Below are 16,374 nucleotides of genomic sequence, written 5' to 3' on the forward strand. Positions count from 1 at the left end.
GCGGGCTCAGCGGTGCGTGGCGGAGCCCCCCGCCTCGCCTACAATGGGGCATCGGCTCCCATCCCAAGGAAGAGACAATGATCCGTATTCGGCCCACCCTCGCCGCGCTCGCCAGCCTGCTGCTGATCGCCGGCGCCGCCCACGCTCAGCTGCCCTTCGACGTCGAGCCGATCACCGCCTTCGACGAGCCGTGGGCCCTGCACTTCCTGCCCGACGGCCGCCTGCTCGTGACCGAGAAGAAGGGCAACCTGCGCATCGTCATCCAGGACGGCGAGTCCTCCCGACCCGTAGGCGGCATGCCAGATGTGGACTACGGCGGCCAGGGTGGCCTCGGCGATGTGATCGCCCACCCCGAGTTCGAGAGCAACCGCCTCATCTACCTGAGCTACGCGGAACGCGGCACGGGGGGCACGCGCGGCGCTGCCGTGGCCCGCGCGGTGCTCGACGATAGCGGCCGCCGCGCCGTGCTCAAGGACCTCGAGGTGATCTGGCGCCAGTACCCGAAGGTGGTCGGCCGCGGCCACTACGGCCATCGCATGCTGTTCGATGACGATGGCTACCTATGGATCTCCTCAGGTGAACGCCAGAAATTCACCCCCGCCCAGGACATGCAGGCGAACCTCGGCAAGGTGCTTCGCCTGCGCGACGACGGCTCCATCCCCGAGGACAACCCCTTCGTCGGGCTCATCGAGCGCAACCCCGCCGTCGACGACATCGGCGTCTACGGCCAGGTCTGGTCCTTAGGCCACCGCAACCCCCTCGGCATCGCCTTCGATCTGCAGGGCCGCCTGTGGAACGTCGAGATGGGCCCTGGTGGCGGCGATGAACTCAACCTCGTCGTCCGCGGCGCCAACTACGGCTACCCGGAGGTCTCCAACGGCAACCACTACAACGGTCGCCCGATTCCCGATCACGACACGCGCCCCGAGTTCAACGCGCCCGCCGCCTGGTGGTCGCCGGTGATCTCCCCGGGCCACCTGATGGTGTACGGCGGCGACGTCTTCGCCGACTGGAAGGGGGACGCCTTGATCGCGGGCCTCTCCTCACGCGCCATCATCCGCGTGGCGTTGGGCGATGACGGCACCGCGCGCGAGGTGGAGCGCTTCCCCATGGGCGCCCGCATCCGCGGCCTGGCGGAGGGACCTGACGGCAATCTATGGGTCCTCGAGGACGAACGTGGTCGCAGCCAGGGCCGCCTCCTGAAGCTCACCCCGAAAAGTCAGTAGCGCCTGCGATGACCATTGCGGAACTCGGCGCCCTCGGCGAGCTATTGGGGGCGATCGGTGTGATCGCCTCCTTGATCTACCTGGCGATCCAGGTGCGCCAGAACACGCGCGCCATGGAGGAGAGCCGACGCCTGGCCCTGGCCCAGACCTATCAGATGCGCGCCGATGCGCTGCAGGAGATGCTCGTGAATGCGGCCCAGAGCGAGATCGGCGCCATCATCTGCAAGCTCACCCAGGCCGGCTACCCGCGCGACATCGATGCCCTAGACCAGCTCACGGACGAGGAACGCGGCCGCTTTCGCCAGTGGCAGATCGCCCAACAAACCCATTGGGACAACATGCACTTCCAGTACCAGCAGGGGTTTCTGGACCCGGAGTACTACGAGTGCGAGTTCCGCCAACGGGTCGTGCGCCTCGCGCCCACCTGGCGCGCCCTCGGACTCACGGGCGGGCGCCGCAGCTTCTTCGAGGCGGTCCGGGAACTCGAGGTGGAGGCGGAGCAGGCAGCGACGCCCACGCCCGCGCCGCCGCCGGAGGAGTAGCCTCCTGCTGCGCTATCGCAAGTCGCGGGCACCGCGCGTCGGTATCCAACGCGACCCCTCGATCACGAGCAGGGCGACCAACCAACCGTAGGCCGCACCCGGATCGAAGGCCGTGAGTATCCAGTGCGCGAAGGCGAGTGCCGCCGCCACGTAGACGCTGCGATGAAGCCGCTTCCAACGCGGCCCGAGGCGACGCACGCTGGCGTTGTTACTGGTGGCGGCGAGCAACGCCATGATCAGGAGGCCCACCCAAGCGGTGAGATAGGCTGGCGTCAGCCCCTCGGCCAGCACCCGCGACCACGGCTGGCGCCACAGATAGGCCACGGCGTGCAACGTGAGGTAGGCGAAGCTGGCAACCCCGACCGCCCGGCGATGGCGCAATAGCCCCGATCGAAGACGTCCGCTGGGCAACCAGCGACACACGGGGGTGATGGCGAGCGCCACGATGACGAGCTGAAGCGCCAGCAAGCCCGTGTGGTGAATGTACTCGCCGTAGACGTGGCGGCCGGTGAGGTACTGGCCGGTCCACCACAGGGCAGGCAGGCTCAAGGCGACCCAGAGGATCGCCTTGGTCAGCGCGAACGAATACGCTGCGGCGCCTTCAGGCCCTCGCCCGCTCAAGGCACCGCCTACTCCTGGACGGGATCGAGGACGACGTAGCTCTCCAGGCGCGCAAGCTCCTGCTCGTCCACGTACTTACCGATCTCCTTGCGGAACTGCTCGATGGACGCGTAGGGGCGGTACTCCTCGACCTCGTGCACCATGCGCTCGCTCATCCCGGGGACGCGCAGCAGCTGGGCCTTGGTGCCCGCGTTCAGGGGCACGGGGATGTGCACGTACTGGGCGAGGCGAGCCACCTCCGTGGTATCGACATACTTGCCGATCTCGCGCCGGAACTGCTCCATGCTCGTGTACGGGCGGTATTCCTCGAACTCGTGGGCCATGCGCTCGCTCATGCCGGGAATGAGCATGATCTCCTCGCGGCTGGCGCTGTTGAGGTCGATCGCCCGGAAGGCGCGCGCGTAGAGCTCCGTGCGTTGCTCCTCGCTCAGCATGGGCGCGAGGACAGCGTCGAAGGCGCCGGCGGAGAGCACCGGTCGGGCCGCGACGATCGCCTGCGCCACCGCCTCGTCCACGTTCGGCAGCTGCTGAAGCTCACCGGCGTCGATGAGATTGGGGTCGAGCACGCCACCGTCCGCGACGTGTTGCACCGGTGCCGGCGGGGTGCACGCGGTGAGGCCGACGGTCATGAGGGCGCAAAGGATGGCGACAACGGAGGGTCGAGTTCGCAAGGCGGCAGCTCCACAGATCAATGAGGGCCACAACGCTACCCGCAAATGCGATTGATTTTCAACTAGAGCTGCGTACTGCCACCGTCAGCAAGCGTCGCCGACCGGTCAGCAAACACAGGGCCAAGCCGAGGAGCGCCACACCGCCGAGCGCACCGCCACCCCCGCTACTCGGCGCCGGCGAAGGCTCGGTCGCCGTCCCCACCACCTTGAAGCTCAAGGTCTCGTCCTCACCGCCTGCATCCCCCTCGAAGCCCCCGGTGCGCTCGTAGCCCACCCAGACGCCGTCGGCGAAGTCGGCGATAGTCGACGGATCGGCGTCCAGCAACTGTTCCGCGAAGTCACGTACGTTCAGCACCAGCGTCACATCCGTTTCCTCGGTACTGATCTGAAGGCTCGACGGCAAGGTGAAGCTGGCCGCGATCGCATCGTCCCGATAGCGCGTGTAGCCGCTCGGCGCATCGCCCGGTGTGTCCAACCAATCATCCAGAGTGAAGGGCACGTCGAAATTGAAGGCAGCGCCGTCGATGTTCACCCCGCGCAGGGTGGCGATGGGCTCGGCACCGGCCGCGGCTTGGCCGGGGTAGTCGACGACGGCACCGCCCTCGTCGCGGTAACGCATGGGTTTGTCGAAACCGATCCAGAGGCGGTACGCCGTGCCCTCGCTGAGCGTGAGCTCGCTGTTCGCGCCGTTCAGGGTGCGGGTCGCGCCGTCACCGGTGGGTGCCCAAGCGGCGTCGAGCAGGGTGTTCCCCGACGCCTCTTCCTGCAGCACCACGCGTCGCACGGTCGGCGGGCCCGCCTGGTGGTAGAGGCCGAGGATGTGCGCCAGGGTGTTCTCCTCGCGCGCCCGCGCCACCTCCGTGTTGGGCAGGATGAAGCCGTCACCGTTGACGCCGATTCCACCCGCGTAGTTAGCACCGCCGCAAGGTAGGCCCGGGAAACCACAGGGTGGTTCGATCTCCAGCGTCCAGGCGGGCACTTCGTACTCGAAGGCGAAGAAGGTGGCGGTGGTGCTGATGTCCTGCCCTGGCGTACCCACCACCGGCTCGTAGCGCGGCTGGCCGAAGGTGGTCGTCGCCTCGCCCATGCGCACGGCCAACGCAGTGGTTAGGTTGTTGCGTCGGTTGTTGTTGGTGGCCGGCACGAAGTAGACGCGGCTGAAGCTGTGCGCATCGATGTAGAGGCGCAGGCGATCGACGGGGGCCAGATCCGCCGCGGCGAGAAGCGCTTGGATCTCCGGTTCCGATGCGGCGAACTCACCGCGGAACACCAAACTGGTGGGGTCCGTGGAGTTGCCGCCGAAGGGCGCGGTGAAGAAGGCGTCGTTGTTGCGGTTGAGGTCGATGCCGAGGAGTCGATCGTCGTCGGTGTCGAGGGACTCGTCCACCTCGCGCATGTTCTTGCGCCGCATGCGCCCGTCGCGCGGCTGACTGAACTGGTTGCTGGCACCGGTCTGCTCGTCGTCCGGCGTGGGCGTGAACTGGGTGGGGAAGCGCTGGGTTTGCAGGTAGCCGTCGATGTTCAGCATCGGCAGCAGCACGAAGTTCACGTTCTCGAGGATGTACTGGACGATGGCGCCATCGTCCTCCTGGGCCACCAAGGCCTCGAACAGAGCGGTGACCACCTCGGGGCTGGCCCACTCGCGGGCGTGGATCGTGCCGTTCATGAGCACGGCGGGTTCGGTGAGATCGCTGAAGGCCATCGTCGTGTCGTCGTCGCCGATGACGTAAGCGGTGATGTCGCGACCGTTGAAGGTCTGCCCCACAATTACCGAACGGACGTGGGCGCTCGAGAGGGCCAGGTCCTGGTGGCGGGCGAAGAGGCTCGCGAAGGAGCGGAAACCATCCACCGGCAGCTGAGACTCCACCGGGATGGGGATCGGGTAGCCGACCGCGATCTGCGTGTCGGAATTGGTCGACTCGGTGAACTCGAGGATCTGCGCGGAGGCACTGCCCATGGCCAGGGCACCGAGGATCGCCGCGGACGCGATGTGCGCCGTTCTACTCATTCGCCCAGCCATGCGCGCACCTCCTCGGCCAGGTGGGGCGGTGTGATCACCCCCTGCGCCAATGCGGCGCGCAGCTGCTGCCGCGCGGCGGTGGTACCGGCTAAGCGTAGTGTTAGGGCCAGGCGGGCGCGATGGCGATCGTCCTGCGCCTCGTCCTGGGCCAGGCGCGCTGCCACCTGGTCCAACAGCAAGCGATCACCGCTGGCAGCGATGACCGCGGCGGCACTGCCCCCGCTCGTGGGATCCGCCAGGGCCTGCAGCAGGTAGTCGCGTACGCCGGGCGTGCGATCCACCAGATCGCCCAAAGCGTAGAGGGCGGCCGAGGAGAAGCGAGGGTTACCGTGGGCATCGGCGAGGGCGGTGAAGGCGTCTTCGGGCGAGAGCGTCGTGCTCACGGCGCCGACCAAGGCCAGGGTCTCGTGGGTGCGCCCGACGGACAACAGTTCTCGGAACAGGCTGACGTCCGCCGTCTTACGGGCGATGAGCGCGAGGGGCGCCTCGCTTGCCGTCGACCTATCTGCACGCTTAAGCCACGAGGCACCCACCGCCCTCAACTGGGCCGACGGCATCGCGGCCAGGGCGTCCATCGCGCCCAGGCGCTGGGCCGTGGCGCTTCGATCTTCGGCACCCTCGCCGAAGTAGGCCTGGAAGTTCGGTATCTCGCCCTGGGCGAAGGTACCCGCCAGCGCCTTCGCGGTGCGACGACGCTCCCACAGGGAGAGGGTGCCCTCGGCCGCGTTGGCAATGGCGAAGTAGGGAATCGCGAGGGGCCCCTCCTGGTGCACGGTGAGCACCTCGTCTTCGTGCGCCTGCAGCTTGGCGACGTAGGCTTCCAAGGCCGAGGGCGGCGTCTGCAGCTTGCGTGCGGCGCGAACCAGTGCCAGGCGCAAGTGGTCGCGCCCAACGCCATCGAACTGCGGGTCCGACAGCAGAGCTTCCATCTGGGCAGGGTCGAAGGCCTCGTCGATGGCGAGCGATTCCGCGCGCTCACGCGCGGCGCGCAGAGCCGGGGCCTGCAGCTTGGCGACCAGCGCTGGCATCTCCAGGGCGAGGGCTTGCCCCTTGGCGTCCCCCTGCGCAGGAGCCGGCCCCGCGGCGACAGCGATGAGTGCGGCGGCGCACCAGACGGATCGTCCGAATACTCGCCCGTGGGTTGCTAGCGGCATCTTGTTCCCCCGGTTGCTTTCACCCTGGATGTCTAGGACAACGACGCGTTCGCCCGGTTCCGATGAGGGCGACAGCTGCCCCGATCGTAGGGGTATCCACGATCTTGTCGCACGGCGCCCGCACGGGCATGCTCAGGCGCCGCCAAACCGCAGCAGGATAGCCCGTGATCGACCGCAGATTTACCCAGGCAATCGAGGCGCCCGACGCCAGGACACCATCACTGCATGCCGTCGGTGCTGTCATCGCCAGCTTGCTCATCCTGGCTGGCGCCACAGCAGGCAACGCTGAGACGCCCCCACCTGTCGATGCGACGGCGCCCTACCTCGAGGAAGCGCGACGGCTGGCGAAGAGCTTCTCCAGTCGCCTGCAGGGCGAGTTGCAAGCCGCCCTCTCCGCGAGCGAGCCGCAGAACGCCGTGGCCAACTGCCGCCTCGTCGCCCCCGCCAAGGCCAACGAGCTGACGGAACAGCACGGGTGGTCCGTGGCGCGCACGGCCCTGCGCGTGCGCAACCCGCGCAACGCACCGACCCTGCGCGAGCGCGCCGTGTTGCTCGACTTTCAACGCCGAGCGGCGGCGGGGGAGCATCTTTCGGCGATGGAGCACATCGCCATCGTGGAGGACGGCGGCTTGCCCTACGTGCACTACATGCGCGCCATCACCACCGGCGGCGTGTGCCTGACCTGCCATGGGGAGAGCATCGATGATCCGGTGCGTGAGGCGATCGCAGCGCTTTACCCGGCCGATGCGGCGACCGGCTTTACGCCGGGGTCGTTGCGCGGCGCCTTTACCTTCGTACGGCCGCTGGCGCCCGCGGAGGAGCATTCGCCCTAGCAGCCACGTGCCAGGCGGGCTTAGGCGGGCGCCTGCCTCGCTTCTAGGAGTCGCAGGGCGGCGAGCTCGTCGTCCCATCGACAACGCTTGAGCACGCGCGCGTCCTCAGGAATCCCGCAGCTGGCCAGGTACTCGCGCGCGGGAATCACGCGATCTCCGCGCTTGTTGACCACCTTGATCATCGAACCCCCGGCGCCCTCCTGGCGCACTGGCAGGAGCACGAGCTCACCGTCGCGCTCCAGCAGAGCAACAGCTGATAGCCCCGCTAGGTAACGCGAGTAGACCTCGGCACTGAGGTAGATGTTACCGCCCTGCAGATAAGCTTCCCCTTGGGCCTCAGGCATCGGCCGCCACCGTTGCGTGCTCGGTCGACGCCAGGCGTTGCCAGATCAGCTCGACCACCTTCTCGATGGCCGTGGCGACGGGCTCGGAAACGTCGAGGCCAAGATCTACGCACTGCGCTTCGATGAGAAACACGCTCACGTCGTCGGGAAAGTCCTCGCGAAAGATCTTGCGCCCCGCGTACAAGGCATGGTCCCAGCGAAAATCGTGCAAGCTGAAGCTGCCCTGGTGCACGTTCTCGAGCTCTTCCCCGGGCACTTCGAAGACGGTGCCCGGCGGCGACTCACTGAGGTTGGCGTCGACGATGATCAACGCCGTGCTGCCGCGGGCTTGGAACATCGTGTCGATGCCGGAGGTCCCGGCGTCAAACACGCGCACGCCGGCCACGGGGTTCGCGTCGAGCCGCTCCCGGAGACGTTGGGCCACCAACACACCTGCCGCATCGTCGCAACGGTTGGTGTTGCCGCATCCGATGATCGTCAGCATCCCTGCCCTCCTCCTGCCCCGTCAGATGCGCCAGAGGCGACAGGACCACTTAGGCCCCACCGGCAGCATCAGCTCCGGGAGCTCACAAAACCCACGATGCACCTGATAGTACATGCAGGTATCGCAGGCCTGCTCATCTTCGCCCTCCCCGTACGGCACCGACGTGAAGCCACCCACCACCAGCTTGGCAACGTGATCTTCGGTCGGGACGTGGGCCAGGCGGGCCACCACCTCCATCACCTGCTCGTGGGTGTAGGCGCGCGGCTCGATCTCGGTGATGAGCCCACCCTCGAGCAGGCGCTTGAGCACCAAGCGAAGGCGTGCATCCTGCTGTGCGGATGGTTCGCCGCTCATCGGGCGCTCAAATCCGCCAGAGTCGACACCACCACTCGGGCTCCACGGGCACGGCCAGCTCGGGCAGGTCGCACCACTTGCGGTGGACGAGGTAATACATGCACTCGAGGCAGCGTTGATCGTCCTCTCCGTAGGGATGATCCACGAAGCCCGACACCACGAGCTTGCCCTCCAGATCGTCTTCGGGAAGCTCTCGCAGCTCCTTGAGCACGGCCTCGAACTGCACGTGATCTTCTGGAAAGGGTTCGGTCTGCGTCTTCAGACCGTCCTCCATCATCTTCCCGATCTGCTCGCGCAGCGCGTCATCGTCTTCCTTGCTCAAAACCCCGCTCCCCAGCGCGTCGGTTGGTCTGTACGACCGCAAACGAAGGGGGTAGCGCTGGGCGCGCTACCCCCTTCCCGGCGGTACTCATCAAGCGGTCTTGAAGCGAGCCAGTTCTTTGCCCGTCTTGGCGTCGTGCGCGTGCACGGTGCAGACCAGACAGGAGTCGTAGGAACGTGCCACGTGACCCACCTCGACGGGATCCGCGGGATCCGCGATGGGCGTGCCGACGAGGGCCTCCTCGATGGGTCCTCGCTCCTGCTCGTCCGAGCGCGGACCGACGTTCCAGGTAGTTGGCGAGATGATCTGGTAGTTCTGGATCTTGCCGTCCTTGACGTCGATCCAATGACACAAGGCACCTCGAATCGCCTCCGTCGCGCCCCAACCGCGCCCGTCTTGTTCCTTCGGCTTCACGTAGAAGGGCTCGTCCAGGCGGAAGTTGCGAAGGCAGCGCTCGATGTGACGGTAGATGTACTTGAACTCGTGCATGCGTGCAAAGTGACGCAGCAGCACGTTCGAGCCGCCCATCTTGCGATGCATGTCGAGCACCAGGCCGTCGCGGTGCTGCCAACCCTCCATGTGGCTGCCGCCGTAGACCATCTCACGGGCCAAGGGCCCTGCCTCCAAGTGCCCGTTGTCGGCGTGCAGCACAGCCGTGGACCAGGAGTACTTGCCGTCGAAGTCACCGTCGTTCTTGGCTACCGGCTGCGTGGTGCGATCGTACGGATGCACGGGGCCGCCCGGCTCGTCATACCAAGCGTGGCTCGTGTCCTCTCGGGCAAAGCCCTGCTCCATGAGTTTGTGCGTACCCGTGCTCGCGTCGTACACACCGCTCGGCATCATCATCGCACCATTGCGGCTGTCGATCGTCGGGCGTTGGTAGCGATCCTCATCCGGCAGGTAGCCCCAAGAGACGAACTTCTCGAGGCCCGCGCCGTACTTGTCGAGGCCGACGTCCATGCCCATGCGCCACATCAGGCCGAGGTCGGAGTTGGCGTGCTCCGGCTTCTCGTTGAGCCAGGCCATGAAGTCGTCGTAGGTCTCGATCTCCTCGTAGCGCTCCATGGAGCAGCCGAGCCACATGGGCTCGATCCAGTTGGTGCGGAAGTGCTCGAGGATGGACCAGGAGCGGGTGATGTCCGACAGGGTCGGCGAGCACATCACGCCACCGGGCACCATGTAGCTCGAATGGGGCCATTGGCCGCCGAACAGGGCGTAGATTTCCACCGGACGGCCGGAGATGGTGACCCCGTGCTCGTAGTGCGTGCCCGTGAACGGTGCCCAGCGTTTCACCGCCTCCTCGTAGAACGGGGAGTTGCGGTAGTTCTTGTTGCACATGTCGATCATGAACAACCCGTAGTGGTGGCGTGGCAAGCTTTGCAGGCTCTCTGCCAACTGCCCCAGGTTGCGGGCGATGATCGCGTTGCGCGGCACCTCCGTTTGCCACGCCGTGTCTAGCGCCCAGGCGGCGCAGGTGAGATGCGACGCGCCGCAGATGCCACAGGCGCGCGGCGTCACCACCAGGCCCGCCTGCGGATCCTTATCGCGCAGAATGATCTCGAAACCGCGGAACAACTCCGCCGAGGTCCAGGCGTTGGTCACGACACCGTCTTGAATGTCGACGCGAACGTCCAGATCCCCTTCGACGCGGCCTACCGGCGAGATATCCAGTGTTTGTACAGCACCAGTCATAGTGAATTCCCTCTCGTCCTTAGACCACGAACATGTCTTCTTCTGCCCACTGCGGGGCCGCGGTTTTCGCCGCACCCGTGAGCTTGATATAGCCCTTCTTGTCGACGCCCTCGGGAAGATCCTTGGGCACGCCCATCACCGTTTGCGTCTTGAACACGGTGCCTGGCGCCAGGTCGAAGAACGGGAACTCCGGCTCCGTACAGCCCATGCAAGGCATCCCCGCTCGGGTCTTGGAGGACTGGCGGTTCCAGAGGATGCGGTTGCAAGGTGAGTGGGTCATCGGCCCGCGACAGCCAAGGTCGTAGAACAAGCAACCTTTTCGTTGACCGAACTCGGTGGCCGAGACCTTGTAAGCGAAGTGCATGTTTCGCGTACAGCCGGTCTGGGTGAAGCTCTGGAAGAACGTCTTCGGTCGCTGAAACTCATCCAGCGCGACATCGCCCGCATGGCCCGTGGCCACGCCGACCAGGATCTGCGTGACCCAATCCGGGTGGGCCGGGCAGCCTGGGATATTGATCACCGGCAAGCCCGCCTTGCTCTTGAAGCCCTTGCCGAGGAATCCCCCGTGATCCCGCTTCAAGAACTGCAACCCCACTGACTCGGAGGGGTTGGGGGCCGTCGCCGGAATGCCGCCCCAGGTGGCGCAATCGCCGAGGGCAACGACGAAGTCCGACACGTCGGAGAGCTCCTGCACCCAGTCCTTCATCGCTCGCCCCGCAAAGCGGTTCCACTCACCGGTACCGTCCGGCGCCTGCACCACCGAGCCCTCGAACACGAAGATGTCCAGCTTGATCTTGCCGGAGATGCAGTCGCGCAGCATTTGCTGCAGGTTGTCGCCCAGTTCCATCCCCAGGGACGGGTGCCAGAGCACGTTGATACCGAAGTCCGTTACCAAGTCGCAGGCGCTTGGTTCCTCGGCGTTGAGGAAGGACATCGTGTTGCCGGAACACGCCCCGCCTTGTAGCCACAGCAGGTTTGCCATGTAAGGTCCCCCGAAAGAGTCAGCTCGTTATCGATCGCACCCGCATGGGCTGGCCCATGAGGCGTCTGGACTTGGTAAAAGCAAACCCTGTGCCAGTTTCACGAATCGGTTTAAATCCGATACTGATCAATGCGTTAGGCGAGGAATGAGTTGGCGCGACGCAGCATATGGGCAACGATTGCAAAGCAAGTTTACGCCGCGTGTGCAAAGGAGCTTGGCAGTCCCGCCGCGAAGGCCCAAAACCACCTAACCGTTTCGATTGCCACAGGCCGGGCACTCGCACTCGCCGACGTAGCCCCACCAGATGCCTTTGCAGCGACTGCACCAATGACCTTTGAGATTGGGTTGCACCTTGCCCGTGGCTTGGGCGGCTTTGGAGACGCCGAGATCTTTGAAGGTGCCGGTGGATCCTGGCGGGCGACTGCGACTGTGGGGAAAGGCCAGCACATCCTCGTCTTTCGGCAGCTTATCGTCCTTGCCGTCGCTCAATCGCTTACTCCCTGATGGTCCAGGCCGTAGCGCTTGATCTTGTTGGCGAGGCCGACGCGCGAGAGGCCGAGTTCCACCGCCGAGCGGGATTGGTTCCAGCGGTTTCGACGCAAGGCCTCCTCCACCAGGCGCGCTTCGAGAAACTCCACCTTCTCCTTCAGCGTCTCGCCCTCGATAGACCAGTCCACACCATCCGTAGCGCTCTGCTGGACTAGCGAAGCGATGTGGGGAGCAAGCTTGTCGGCGGTTAGGTAGGAGCCGCTGTCGGACATCGCTACCATGCGCTTGATCTCGTTATCCAGCTCGCGCACGTTGCCGGGCCAGTTGTAGAGCTGAAACTTCTCCAGCACCTCGGGACTGATGCCGAGCACGCCGTGACGAATGGACTCGCTGTAACGGTGCGCGAGGTATTCGGCGAGCACCTTGATCTCTTCCGTGCGCTTGCGCAGCGGCGGAATCTCCAGCTTGAAGCCGTTCAGGCGGTAGTACAGATCGCGCCGAAACTCCTTGGCCTCGACCATCTGCTCGAGGTTGCGATTGCACGCCGCGATGATGCGCACGTTGCAACGAATCGTGCGATCGCTGCCGAGGGGCTTCACTTCGCCCTCCTGCAGGAACCGCAACAATGCCACCTGGAAGGCAGGTGAGACCTCGGAGATTTCATCGAGGAACACGGTGCCGCCGTCCGCCGCCGGGAACAGCCCGAGGCGATCGGTGACCGCCCCCGTGTACGCTCCGCGCGTGTGGCCGAAGAGTTCCGACTGCAGGAGATCATCGGGCAATCCGCCGCAGTTCTGAATCATCAGCGGCTGGCGCTTGCGCGGACTGTGGAAGTGAATGGCCCGGGCCATCAATTCCTTGCCCGTGCCCGTCTCGCCATGGATGAGTACGGGGAGATCTGTCCGCGCCGCCTTGCGCGCATCGTTGCACACGTTCGCCATCGCTTCGCTCGAGTACACCAGCTCATCGAAGTGATAGCCGCCGGTCGACTCTTGTGCGGGCGCATTCCCCTTCCCACGCACCAGGTCCTCGGCGATCTTCAGCCGCCGGTTCAGGTGGCGATGGCGATGGGCGAGTTCTCGGTTCTCGAGCGCCCGACGCACCATGAGCTCCATTTGCTCCGGCTGCCACGAGGGCGGGAAAAACTGATAGACCGCAGCGCCGCTCAGGGCCGTGTCGATCTCCGTGCCCGAGAGGCTGCCGCCGATGATTCGGATCGTCTTCGGGTGGGCCACCCGAAGGTGCTGAAAGAGTCGCAAGGCGTCGAAGCGAGGGCGACTCTGCTGGCAGAGGAAGATATCGATCGATTGGCGCTCGCTCTCCTCGATCGCCTCCTCCGCGCTCCCCACCTCCAACACCCGGTAGTGATCTTCGAGGTAGTCGGCGAGGGCTGCCGACTCATCGCCAGCGAAACCGCCCAGGGCAATAATTGACTGTCCATCCTGCATAGCAACCACTCTAGCTGCAAAGTTCCCTTACATCAAAGAAAGCTCTACTGCACTGAATCAATCATAGATGCATACTAAGTTATCATATTGCAATTCAGTTTAGCCGGCGATAATTTCGCTTCATCCGATTTCCATGAAGCGAGTGACACGACCTTGGCTACCCCCGAATCCATCGCCGATATCGAATATCGCCAGGCCCTGGCCGCCGTCGAGGCGCCCGACCTCCCACTGCCCGATCAGATCGACATGCTGATCGAGATCGCGATGGGCCTGCAGCAGCGGCCGAAGACGCCGAAGCAGCTGCACGATGCGGTGTCCCTCTACGACCGGGCGCTGGAGAAGTGCCCCGAGGGCGAGCCCCTCCTGGCCGCGCGTATCCAGGCCCGCCGCGCCACCGCGCGCCAGGCGATCCCCCACGACGGCCCGCAATACCTGGAGGCAGCACAGGACGATCTGCAGGCCGCGCTCATGACCTTCAGCGAGATCGGCCTCCCGGAGGAGACCGCGGAAGCCCAGATGAACCTGGGGCTCGTGTTGCAGTCCCTGGCTGCCGTGGGACGGGCCAAGATCACCGACGCCATCGCCGCCTACCAGCGCGCGGCCCGCTTCTTCCGCGGCGAGGCCTACGCCACGGAGTACGCGATCCTCCACAACAACCTCGCCACCGCCTACCTATCGATCCCGATGACCGATGAGAAATCGCGCATGCGCGAAGCGCTGGCGGTGCAGTGCTTCGAAGACGCCCTGCAGGTGGTCACCCTGATCGACAATCCGACCGAATACGCGATGCTGCAGAACAACCTGGGCAACGCCCTGCAGTACGTGACCAGCAGCCACGCGGTGGAGAACAACCTCCGCGCCCTCGAGGCCTACGACGAGGCCCTGAAGGTGCGCACGCCGCGCGAGACGCCGGTCGAATACGCCAACACGATCGCCAACAAGGCCAACTGCCTGGCCAACCTGCCCGACGACCCCGAGCACCCTGAGGGCGGCAACGCCCAACGCCTGCACGAGGCGCGATCGCTGCTCCTGGAAGCACGCAGCTTGTTCCAGGCGAACGGCGAAGGCGCACGCGCGGCGATGCTCGATGAGGCGCTCAGCGAACTCTTCGGCGACGACGCCGACCCATCCGCGCCCCCTGCCGATGCTGAGAGCTTCGGCAAGGCCCGAATCTGACTGTTGTTTGGAGAGTAGATAGATGGAAGTAGCAACGTTATTGCTCGCAATCCTCCTCGCCTTCGTCGCCGGTGTCGCGGGCGGCGTGGTGGGCGGCGTCGCCGTCGGTGGCAAGCACATCGGCAATGACCTCGCCGCCATGATGGGCGCCTTCTACGGCCCCCTGGCCGCCCTGCCCGGCATCGCCGTGGCGCTCATCGTGTTGACCTTCCTGTAGGAGCGCCTCGCCATGTTCGACATGTTTTTGAACTCCGTCACCCTCTTCCTGCGCGGGAAGCTGTTCAAGGATCTGGACAAGGTCATCCGCCAGGTGGTGATCGGTGCCTTGGTGGTCGCAGCGCTGTGCGTGGCGCTGAAGCTCGCCGGCCTATCGCTTCCCATCGCTGCGGCGGCGAGCGGCTTCACCGGCGGTCTGCTGCAGCCGTGGCTGTTCCGTAACCTCAAGTACGCGTGAGTGCTGTGAGCGCATCTCCAGAGCAACTGAGCCCCCCGGCGAACGACCTCGATTCGCTGCTGCACGAAATCGACGCACTCGAGGGGCTGGTCGCGGGCTGGGATGAGCAGCAACGCATGACCGTGGGCGCCCTGCGCACGGCGATCGACGCCCTCAACCGGGAGGCGTTCCGGCGCCTGATCCAGCAGGTGAAGCAGGAGCCTGCTGCCCTAGGTGCGCTCAAGGGCTCGCTCAGCGATGACGTGGTGTACACCGTCCTGCGCCACCATGGACTGGTCAAAGCCTCCCTGGAGGAGCGCATCGAAGCGGCCTTGGAAACGGTGAGACCGCAGCTGGCGACCCACGGCGGGGACGTGGAACTGGTGGCGATCGAGCCACCGAATGCCGTGACCGTACGCCTGGTCGGCGCCTGCGATGGCTGTCCGGCAGCCGGGCTCACCCTGAGTGAAGGCGTCGAGAAGGCGATTCGCGAACACTGCCCCGAGATCACCGAGGTACGCAAAGCCAAGGGCGGAACGAGCGCCAGCAGCAGTGGCGGTGAGCACGTAGTCAGCTTCGTCAGCCCCTTCGCGCGCGCCAGCGACGCCGGGTGGACCGATGCCGCCAAGGCCGATGAGCTGCGCGAGGGCGAGATCCTGATCAAGGAGCGCGAAGGCCACTCGCTCATCCTCAGCCGCTTCGGCAGCCGCGTTGTCTGCTACGAGAACGCGTGCGCCCACTTAGGCATGCCGATGGACATGGGTGAGGTGCGCAACGGCGTACTCGTCTGCCCCCACCACGCCTTCGAGTACTCCCTGGAGAGCGGTGAATGCCTCACCGCGAAGGAAGTGCAATTGCAAACCCACGCCGTGCGCGTGCTCGGCGACCGCGTGCAGGTGAAGTTCTCATGAGCGCCCGACAAGTGCATATGCGGGTGGCCCCCGATCCCACGCTGCGCGTGGACGCGGCCCGCCAGGTCCCGCACCAGGCCCTGTTCACGCCGACGCCGATCGCCATCGTGGGCGGCGCGGCGGAGCCCGGCATTGTGACCAGCGGCGTTAGCCCCGATCGTGCGACCTGCTTCGGTCCGCGCGGCGCCGCCCTGCTCGGCGCCGACGGGCCCCTGTGGGTGTCGGACACCGGTCACCATCGCTTGCTCGGGTGGCGCCAGATCCCCGCGGATGAAGGCGCGCCGGCCGACTGGGTGATCGGCCAGCCGGACTTCTCTCGCGAAGGCCGCAACGCCAAGGGCCCCTGCGGCCCGACCACCTTGAACGTCCCCACCGGGGTGTGCCGCTTTGGCGAGCACGGCATGGCGGTGGCGGACGCCTGGAACCACCGCGTGCTGCTCTGGCATCGCGCGCCCACCGACTCGCACGTGGCACCGGACGTGGTGCTCGGCCAGGCGAACTTCGACGAAGACCTACCTAACCGCGGTGCGGACGCGCCGAGCGCGGATACGCTCTACTGGCCGTACGGCGTGAGCGCCGCCGACGGCAAACTCTTCGTCGCCGACGCCGAGAACCGTCGTGTGTTGATCTGGGACGACATCCCGACGAAGAACGGCCAGCCAGCGGATCGCG

At 65.8% G+C, this 16,374-nt stretch carries 20 protein-coding genes; 8 read left to right on the forward strand and 12 right to left on the reverse strand.

Annotation, left to right across the window (positions count from 1 at the left end):
- Nucleotides 1–80: 80 nt before the first annotated feature.
- Together AAF184_12745 and AAF184_12750 are read left to right on the forward strand one after the other, a co-directional pair.
- On the forward strand, nucleotides 81–1,226 hold the full coding sequence (locus tag AAF184_12745) for a PQQ-dependent sugar dehydrogenase (protein MEO0423202.1): 1,146 nt from the start codon (nucleotides 81–83) through the stop codon (nucleotides 1,224–1,226).
- An 8-nt stretch (nucleotides 1,227–1,234) separates the two neighbouring features.
- A complete protein-coding gene (locus AAF184_12750) occupies nucleotides 1,235–1,768 on the forward strand; it encodes a hypothetical protein (GenBank protein ID MEO0423203.1) in 534 nt (177 codons plus the stop codon).
- A gap of 12 nt (nucleotides 1,769–1,780) precedes the next feature.
- On the opposite strand, the gene AAF184_12755 is transcribed toward AAF184_12750, so the two are convergent.
- The 4 genes from AAF184_12755 to AAF184_12770 are packed head-to-tail and all read right to left on the reverse strand — an operon-like array spanning nucleotide 1,781 to nucleotide 6,234.
- Complete coding sequence (locus AAF184_12755; protein ID MEO0423204.1) at nucleotides 1,781–2,389, reverse strand: ferric reductase-like transmembrane domain-containing protein; 609 nt, start codon at nucleotides 2,387–2,389, stop codon at nucleotides 1,781–1,783.
- 8 nt (nucleotides 2,390–2,397) lie between these two features.
- Nucleotides 2,398–3,060, reverse strand: coding sequence for a hypothetical protein (locus AAF184_12760; GenBank protein ID MEO0423205.1), 663 nt, complete (start codon nucleotides 3,058–3,060; stop codon nucleotides 2,398–2,400).
- 58 nt (nucleotides 3,061–3,118) lie between these two features.
- Complete coding sequence (locus AAF184_12765) at nucleotides 3,119–5,068, reverse strand: M14 family zinc carboxypeptidase (GenBank protein MEO0423206.1); 1,950 nt, start codon at nucleotides 5,066–5,068, stop codon at nucleotides 3,119–3,121.
- The gene (locus AAF184_12770) at nucleotides 5,065–6,234 is read right to left on the reverse strand and encodes a hypothetical protein (protein MEO0423207.1); all 1,170 of its coding nucleotides are present in this window, start codon (nucleotides 6,232–6,234) and stop codon (nucleotides 5,065–5,067) included. The genes AAF184_12765 and AAF184_12770 overlap by 4 nt, the downstream gene beginning before the upstream one ends.
- Nucleotides 6,235–6,398: 164 nt before the next feature.
- On the opposite strand from AAF184_12770, the gene AAF184_12775 reads away from it, so the two are divergent.
- Nucleotides 6,399–7,067, forward strand: coding sequence for a DUF3365 domain-containing protein (locus AAF184_12775; protein ID MEO0423208.1), 669 nt, complete (start codon nucleotides 6,399–6,401; stop codon nucleotides 7,065–7,067).
- Between the two features lie 20 nt (nucleotides 7,068–7,087).
- On the opposite strand, the gene AAF184_12780 is transcribed toward AAF184_12775, so the two are convergent.
- From AAF184_12780 to AAF184_12815, 8 genes are all read right to left on the reverse strand, one after another.
- Nucleotides 7,088–7,411, reverse strand: coding sequence for a hypothetical protein (locus AAF184_12780; protein MEO0423209.1), 324 nt, complete (start codon nucleotides 7,409–7,411; stop codon nucleotides 7,088–7,090).
- A complete protein-coding gene (locus AAF184_12785) occupies nucleotides 7,404–7,895 on the reverse strand; it encodes a hydrogenase maturation protease (GenBank protein MEO0423210.1) in 492 nt (163 codons plus the stop codon). The genes AAF184_12780 and AAF184_12785 overlap by 8 nt, the downstream gene beginning before the upstream one ends.
- Before the next feature lie 21 nt (nucleotides 7,896–7,916).
- A complete protein-coding gene (locus AAF184_12790) occupies nucleotides 7,917–8,249 on the reverse strand; it encodes a hypothetical protein (GenBank protein MEO0423211.1) in 333 nt (110 codons plus the stop codon).
- A 7-nt stretch (nucleotides 8,250–8,256) separates the two neighbouring features.
- A complete protein-coding gene (locus AAF184_12795; GenBank protein ID MEO0423212.1) occupies nucleotides 8,257–8,526 on the reverse strand; it encodes a hypothetical protein in 270 nt (89 codons plus the stop codon).
- A 135-nt stretch (nucleotides 8,527–8,661) separates the two neighbouring features.
- Nucleotides 8,662–10,263: a nickel-dependent hydrogenase large subunit gene (locus AAF184_12800; GenBank protein MEO0423213.1), complete on the reverse strand. Its 1,602-nt coding sequence runs from the start codon at nucleotides 10,261–10,263 to the stop codon at nucleotides 8,662–8,664.
- Between the two features lie 19 nt (nucleotides 10,264–10,282).
- Entirely contained in the window at nucleotides 10,283–11,245 is a 963-nt protein-coding gene (locus tag AAF184_12805; GenBank protein MEO0423214.1) for a hydrogenase, read from the reverse strand.
- 246 nt (nucleotides 11,246–11,491) lie between these two features.
- Complete coding sequence (locus AAF184_12810; protein ID MEO0423215.1) at nucleotides 11,492–11,734, reverse strand: hypothetical protein; 243 nt, start codon at nucleotides 11,732–11,734, stop codon at nucleotides 11,492–11,494.
- Nucleotides 11,731–13,182 carry a sigma-54 dependent transcriptional regulator gene (locus tag AAF184_12815; protein MEO0423216.1) on the reverse strand — a complete coding sequence of 484 codons (1,452 nt, stop codon included), beginning with the start codon at nucleotides 13,180–13,182 and terminating at the stop codon, nucleotides 11,731–11,733. The genes AAF184_12810 and AAF184_12815 overlap by 4 nt, the downstream gene beginning before the upstream one ends.
- A gap of 153 nt (nucleotides 13,183–13,335) precedes the next feature.
- Between AAF184_12815 and AAF184_12820 the strand changes: the two genes are divergently transcribed.
- The 5 genes from AAF184_12820 to AAF184_12840 form a co-directional block, all read left to right on the forward strand.
- Entirely contained in the window at nucleotides 13,336–14,358 is a 1,023-nt protein-coding gene (locus tag AAF184_12820; GenBank protein MEO0423217.1) for a hypothetical protein, read from the forward strand.
- 22 nt (nucleotides 14,359–14,380) lie between these two features.
- Complete coding sequence (locus AAF184_12825; protein MEO0423218.1) at nucleotides 14,381–14,575, forward strand: hypothetical protein; 195 nt, start codon at nucleotides 14,381–14,383, stop codon at nucleotides 14,573–14,575.
- 12 nt (nucleotides 14,576–14,587) lie between these two features.
- Nucleotides 14,588–14,812: a hypothetical protein gene (locus tag AAF184_12830; GenBank protein MEO0423219.1), complete on the forward strand. Its 225-nt coding sequence runs from the start codon at nucleotides 14,588–14,590 to the stop codon at nucleotides 14,810–14,812.
- Between the two features lie 5 nt (nucleotides 14,813–14,817).
- Nucleotides 14,818–15,702 (forward strand): NifU family protein, encoded by an 885-nt coding sequence (locus AAF184_12835; protein MEO0423220.1) that lies wholly within the window; start codon nucleotides 14,818–14,820, stop codon nucleotides 15,700–15,702.
- Nucleotides 15,699–16,374: hypothetical protein (locus tag AAF184_12840; GenBank protein MEO0423221.1), on the forward strand; the 676-nt coding region annotated here is incomplete at its 3' end. The genes AAF184_12835 and AAF184_12840, both read left to right, overlap by 4 nt.

The organism is Pseudomonadota bacterium (genome assembly GCA_039815145.1).
In the GTDB taxonomy this organism is placed as follows: domain Bacteria; phylum Pseudomonadota; class Gammaproteobacteria; order Steroidobacterales; family JBCBZW01; genus JBCBZW01.

Coding starts and splice junctions, on each gene's coding strand:
- AAF184_12830 (MEO0423219.1), top strand. CDS start 14,588: ATGTTCGACATGTTTTTGAACTCCGTCACCCTCTTCCTGCGCGGGAAG.
- AAF184_12770 (MEO0423207.1), bottom strand. CDS start 6,234: ATGCCGCTAGCAACCCACGGGCGAGTATTCGGACGATCCGTCTGGTGC.
- AAF184_12750 (MEO0423203.1), top strand. CDS start 1,235: ATGACCATTGCGGAACTCGGCGCCCTCGGCGAGCTATTGGGGGCGATC.
- AAF184_12825 (MEO0423218.1), top strand. CDS start 14,381: ATGGAAGTAGCAACGTTATTGCTCGCAATCCTCCTCGCCTTCGTCGCC.
- AAF184_12805 (MEO0423214.1), bottom strand. CDS start 11,245: ATGGCAAACCTGCTGTGGCTACAAGGCGGGGCGTGTTCCGGCAACACG.
- AAF184_12790 (MEO0423211.1), bottom strand. CDS start 8,249: ATGAGCGGCGAACCATCCGCACAGCAGGATGCACGCCTTCGCTTGGTG.
- AAF184_12815 (MEO0423216.1), bottom strand. CDS start 13,182: ATGCAGGATGGACAGTCAATTATTGCCCTGGGCGGTTTCGCTGGCGAT.
- AAF184_12765 (MEO0423206.1), bottom strand. CDS start 5,068: ATGAGTAGAACGGCGCACATCGCGTCCGCGGCGATCCTCGGTGCCCTG.
- AAF184_12780 (MEO0423209.1), bottom strand. CDS start 7,411: ATGCCTGAGGCCCAAGGGGAAGCTTATCTGCAGGGCGGTAACATCTAC.
- AAF184_12785 (MEO0423210.1), bottom strand. CDS start 7,895: ATGCTGACGATCATCGGATGCGGCAACACCAACCGTTGCGACGATGCG.
- AAF184_12795 (MEO0423212.1), bottom strand. CDS start 8,526: ATGATGGAGGACGGTCTGAAGACGCAGACCGAACCCTTTCCAGAAGAT.
- AAF184_12800 (MEO0423213.1), bottom strand. CDS start 10,263: ATGACTGGTGCTGTACAAACACTGGATATCTCGCCGGTAGGCCGCGTC.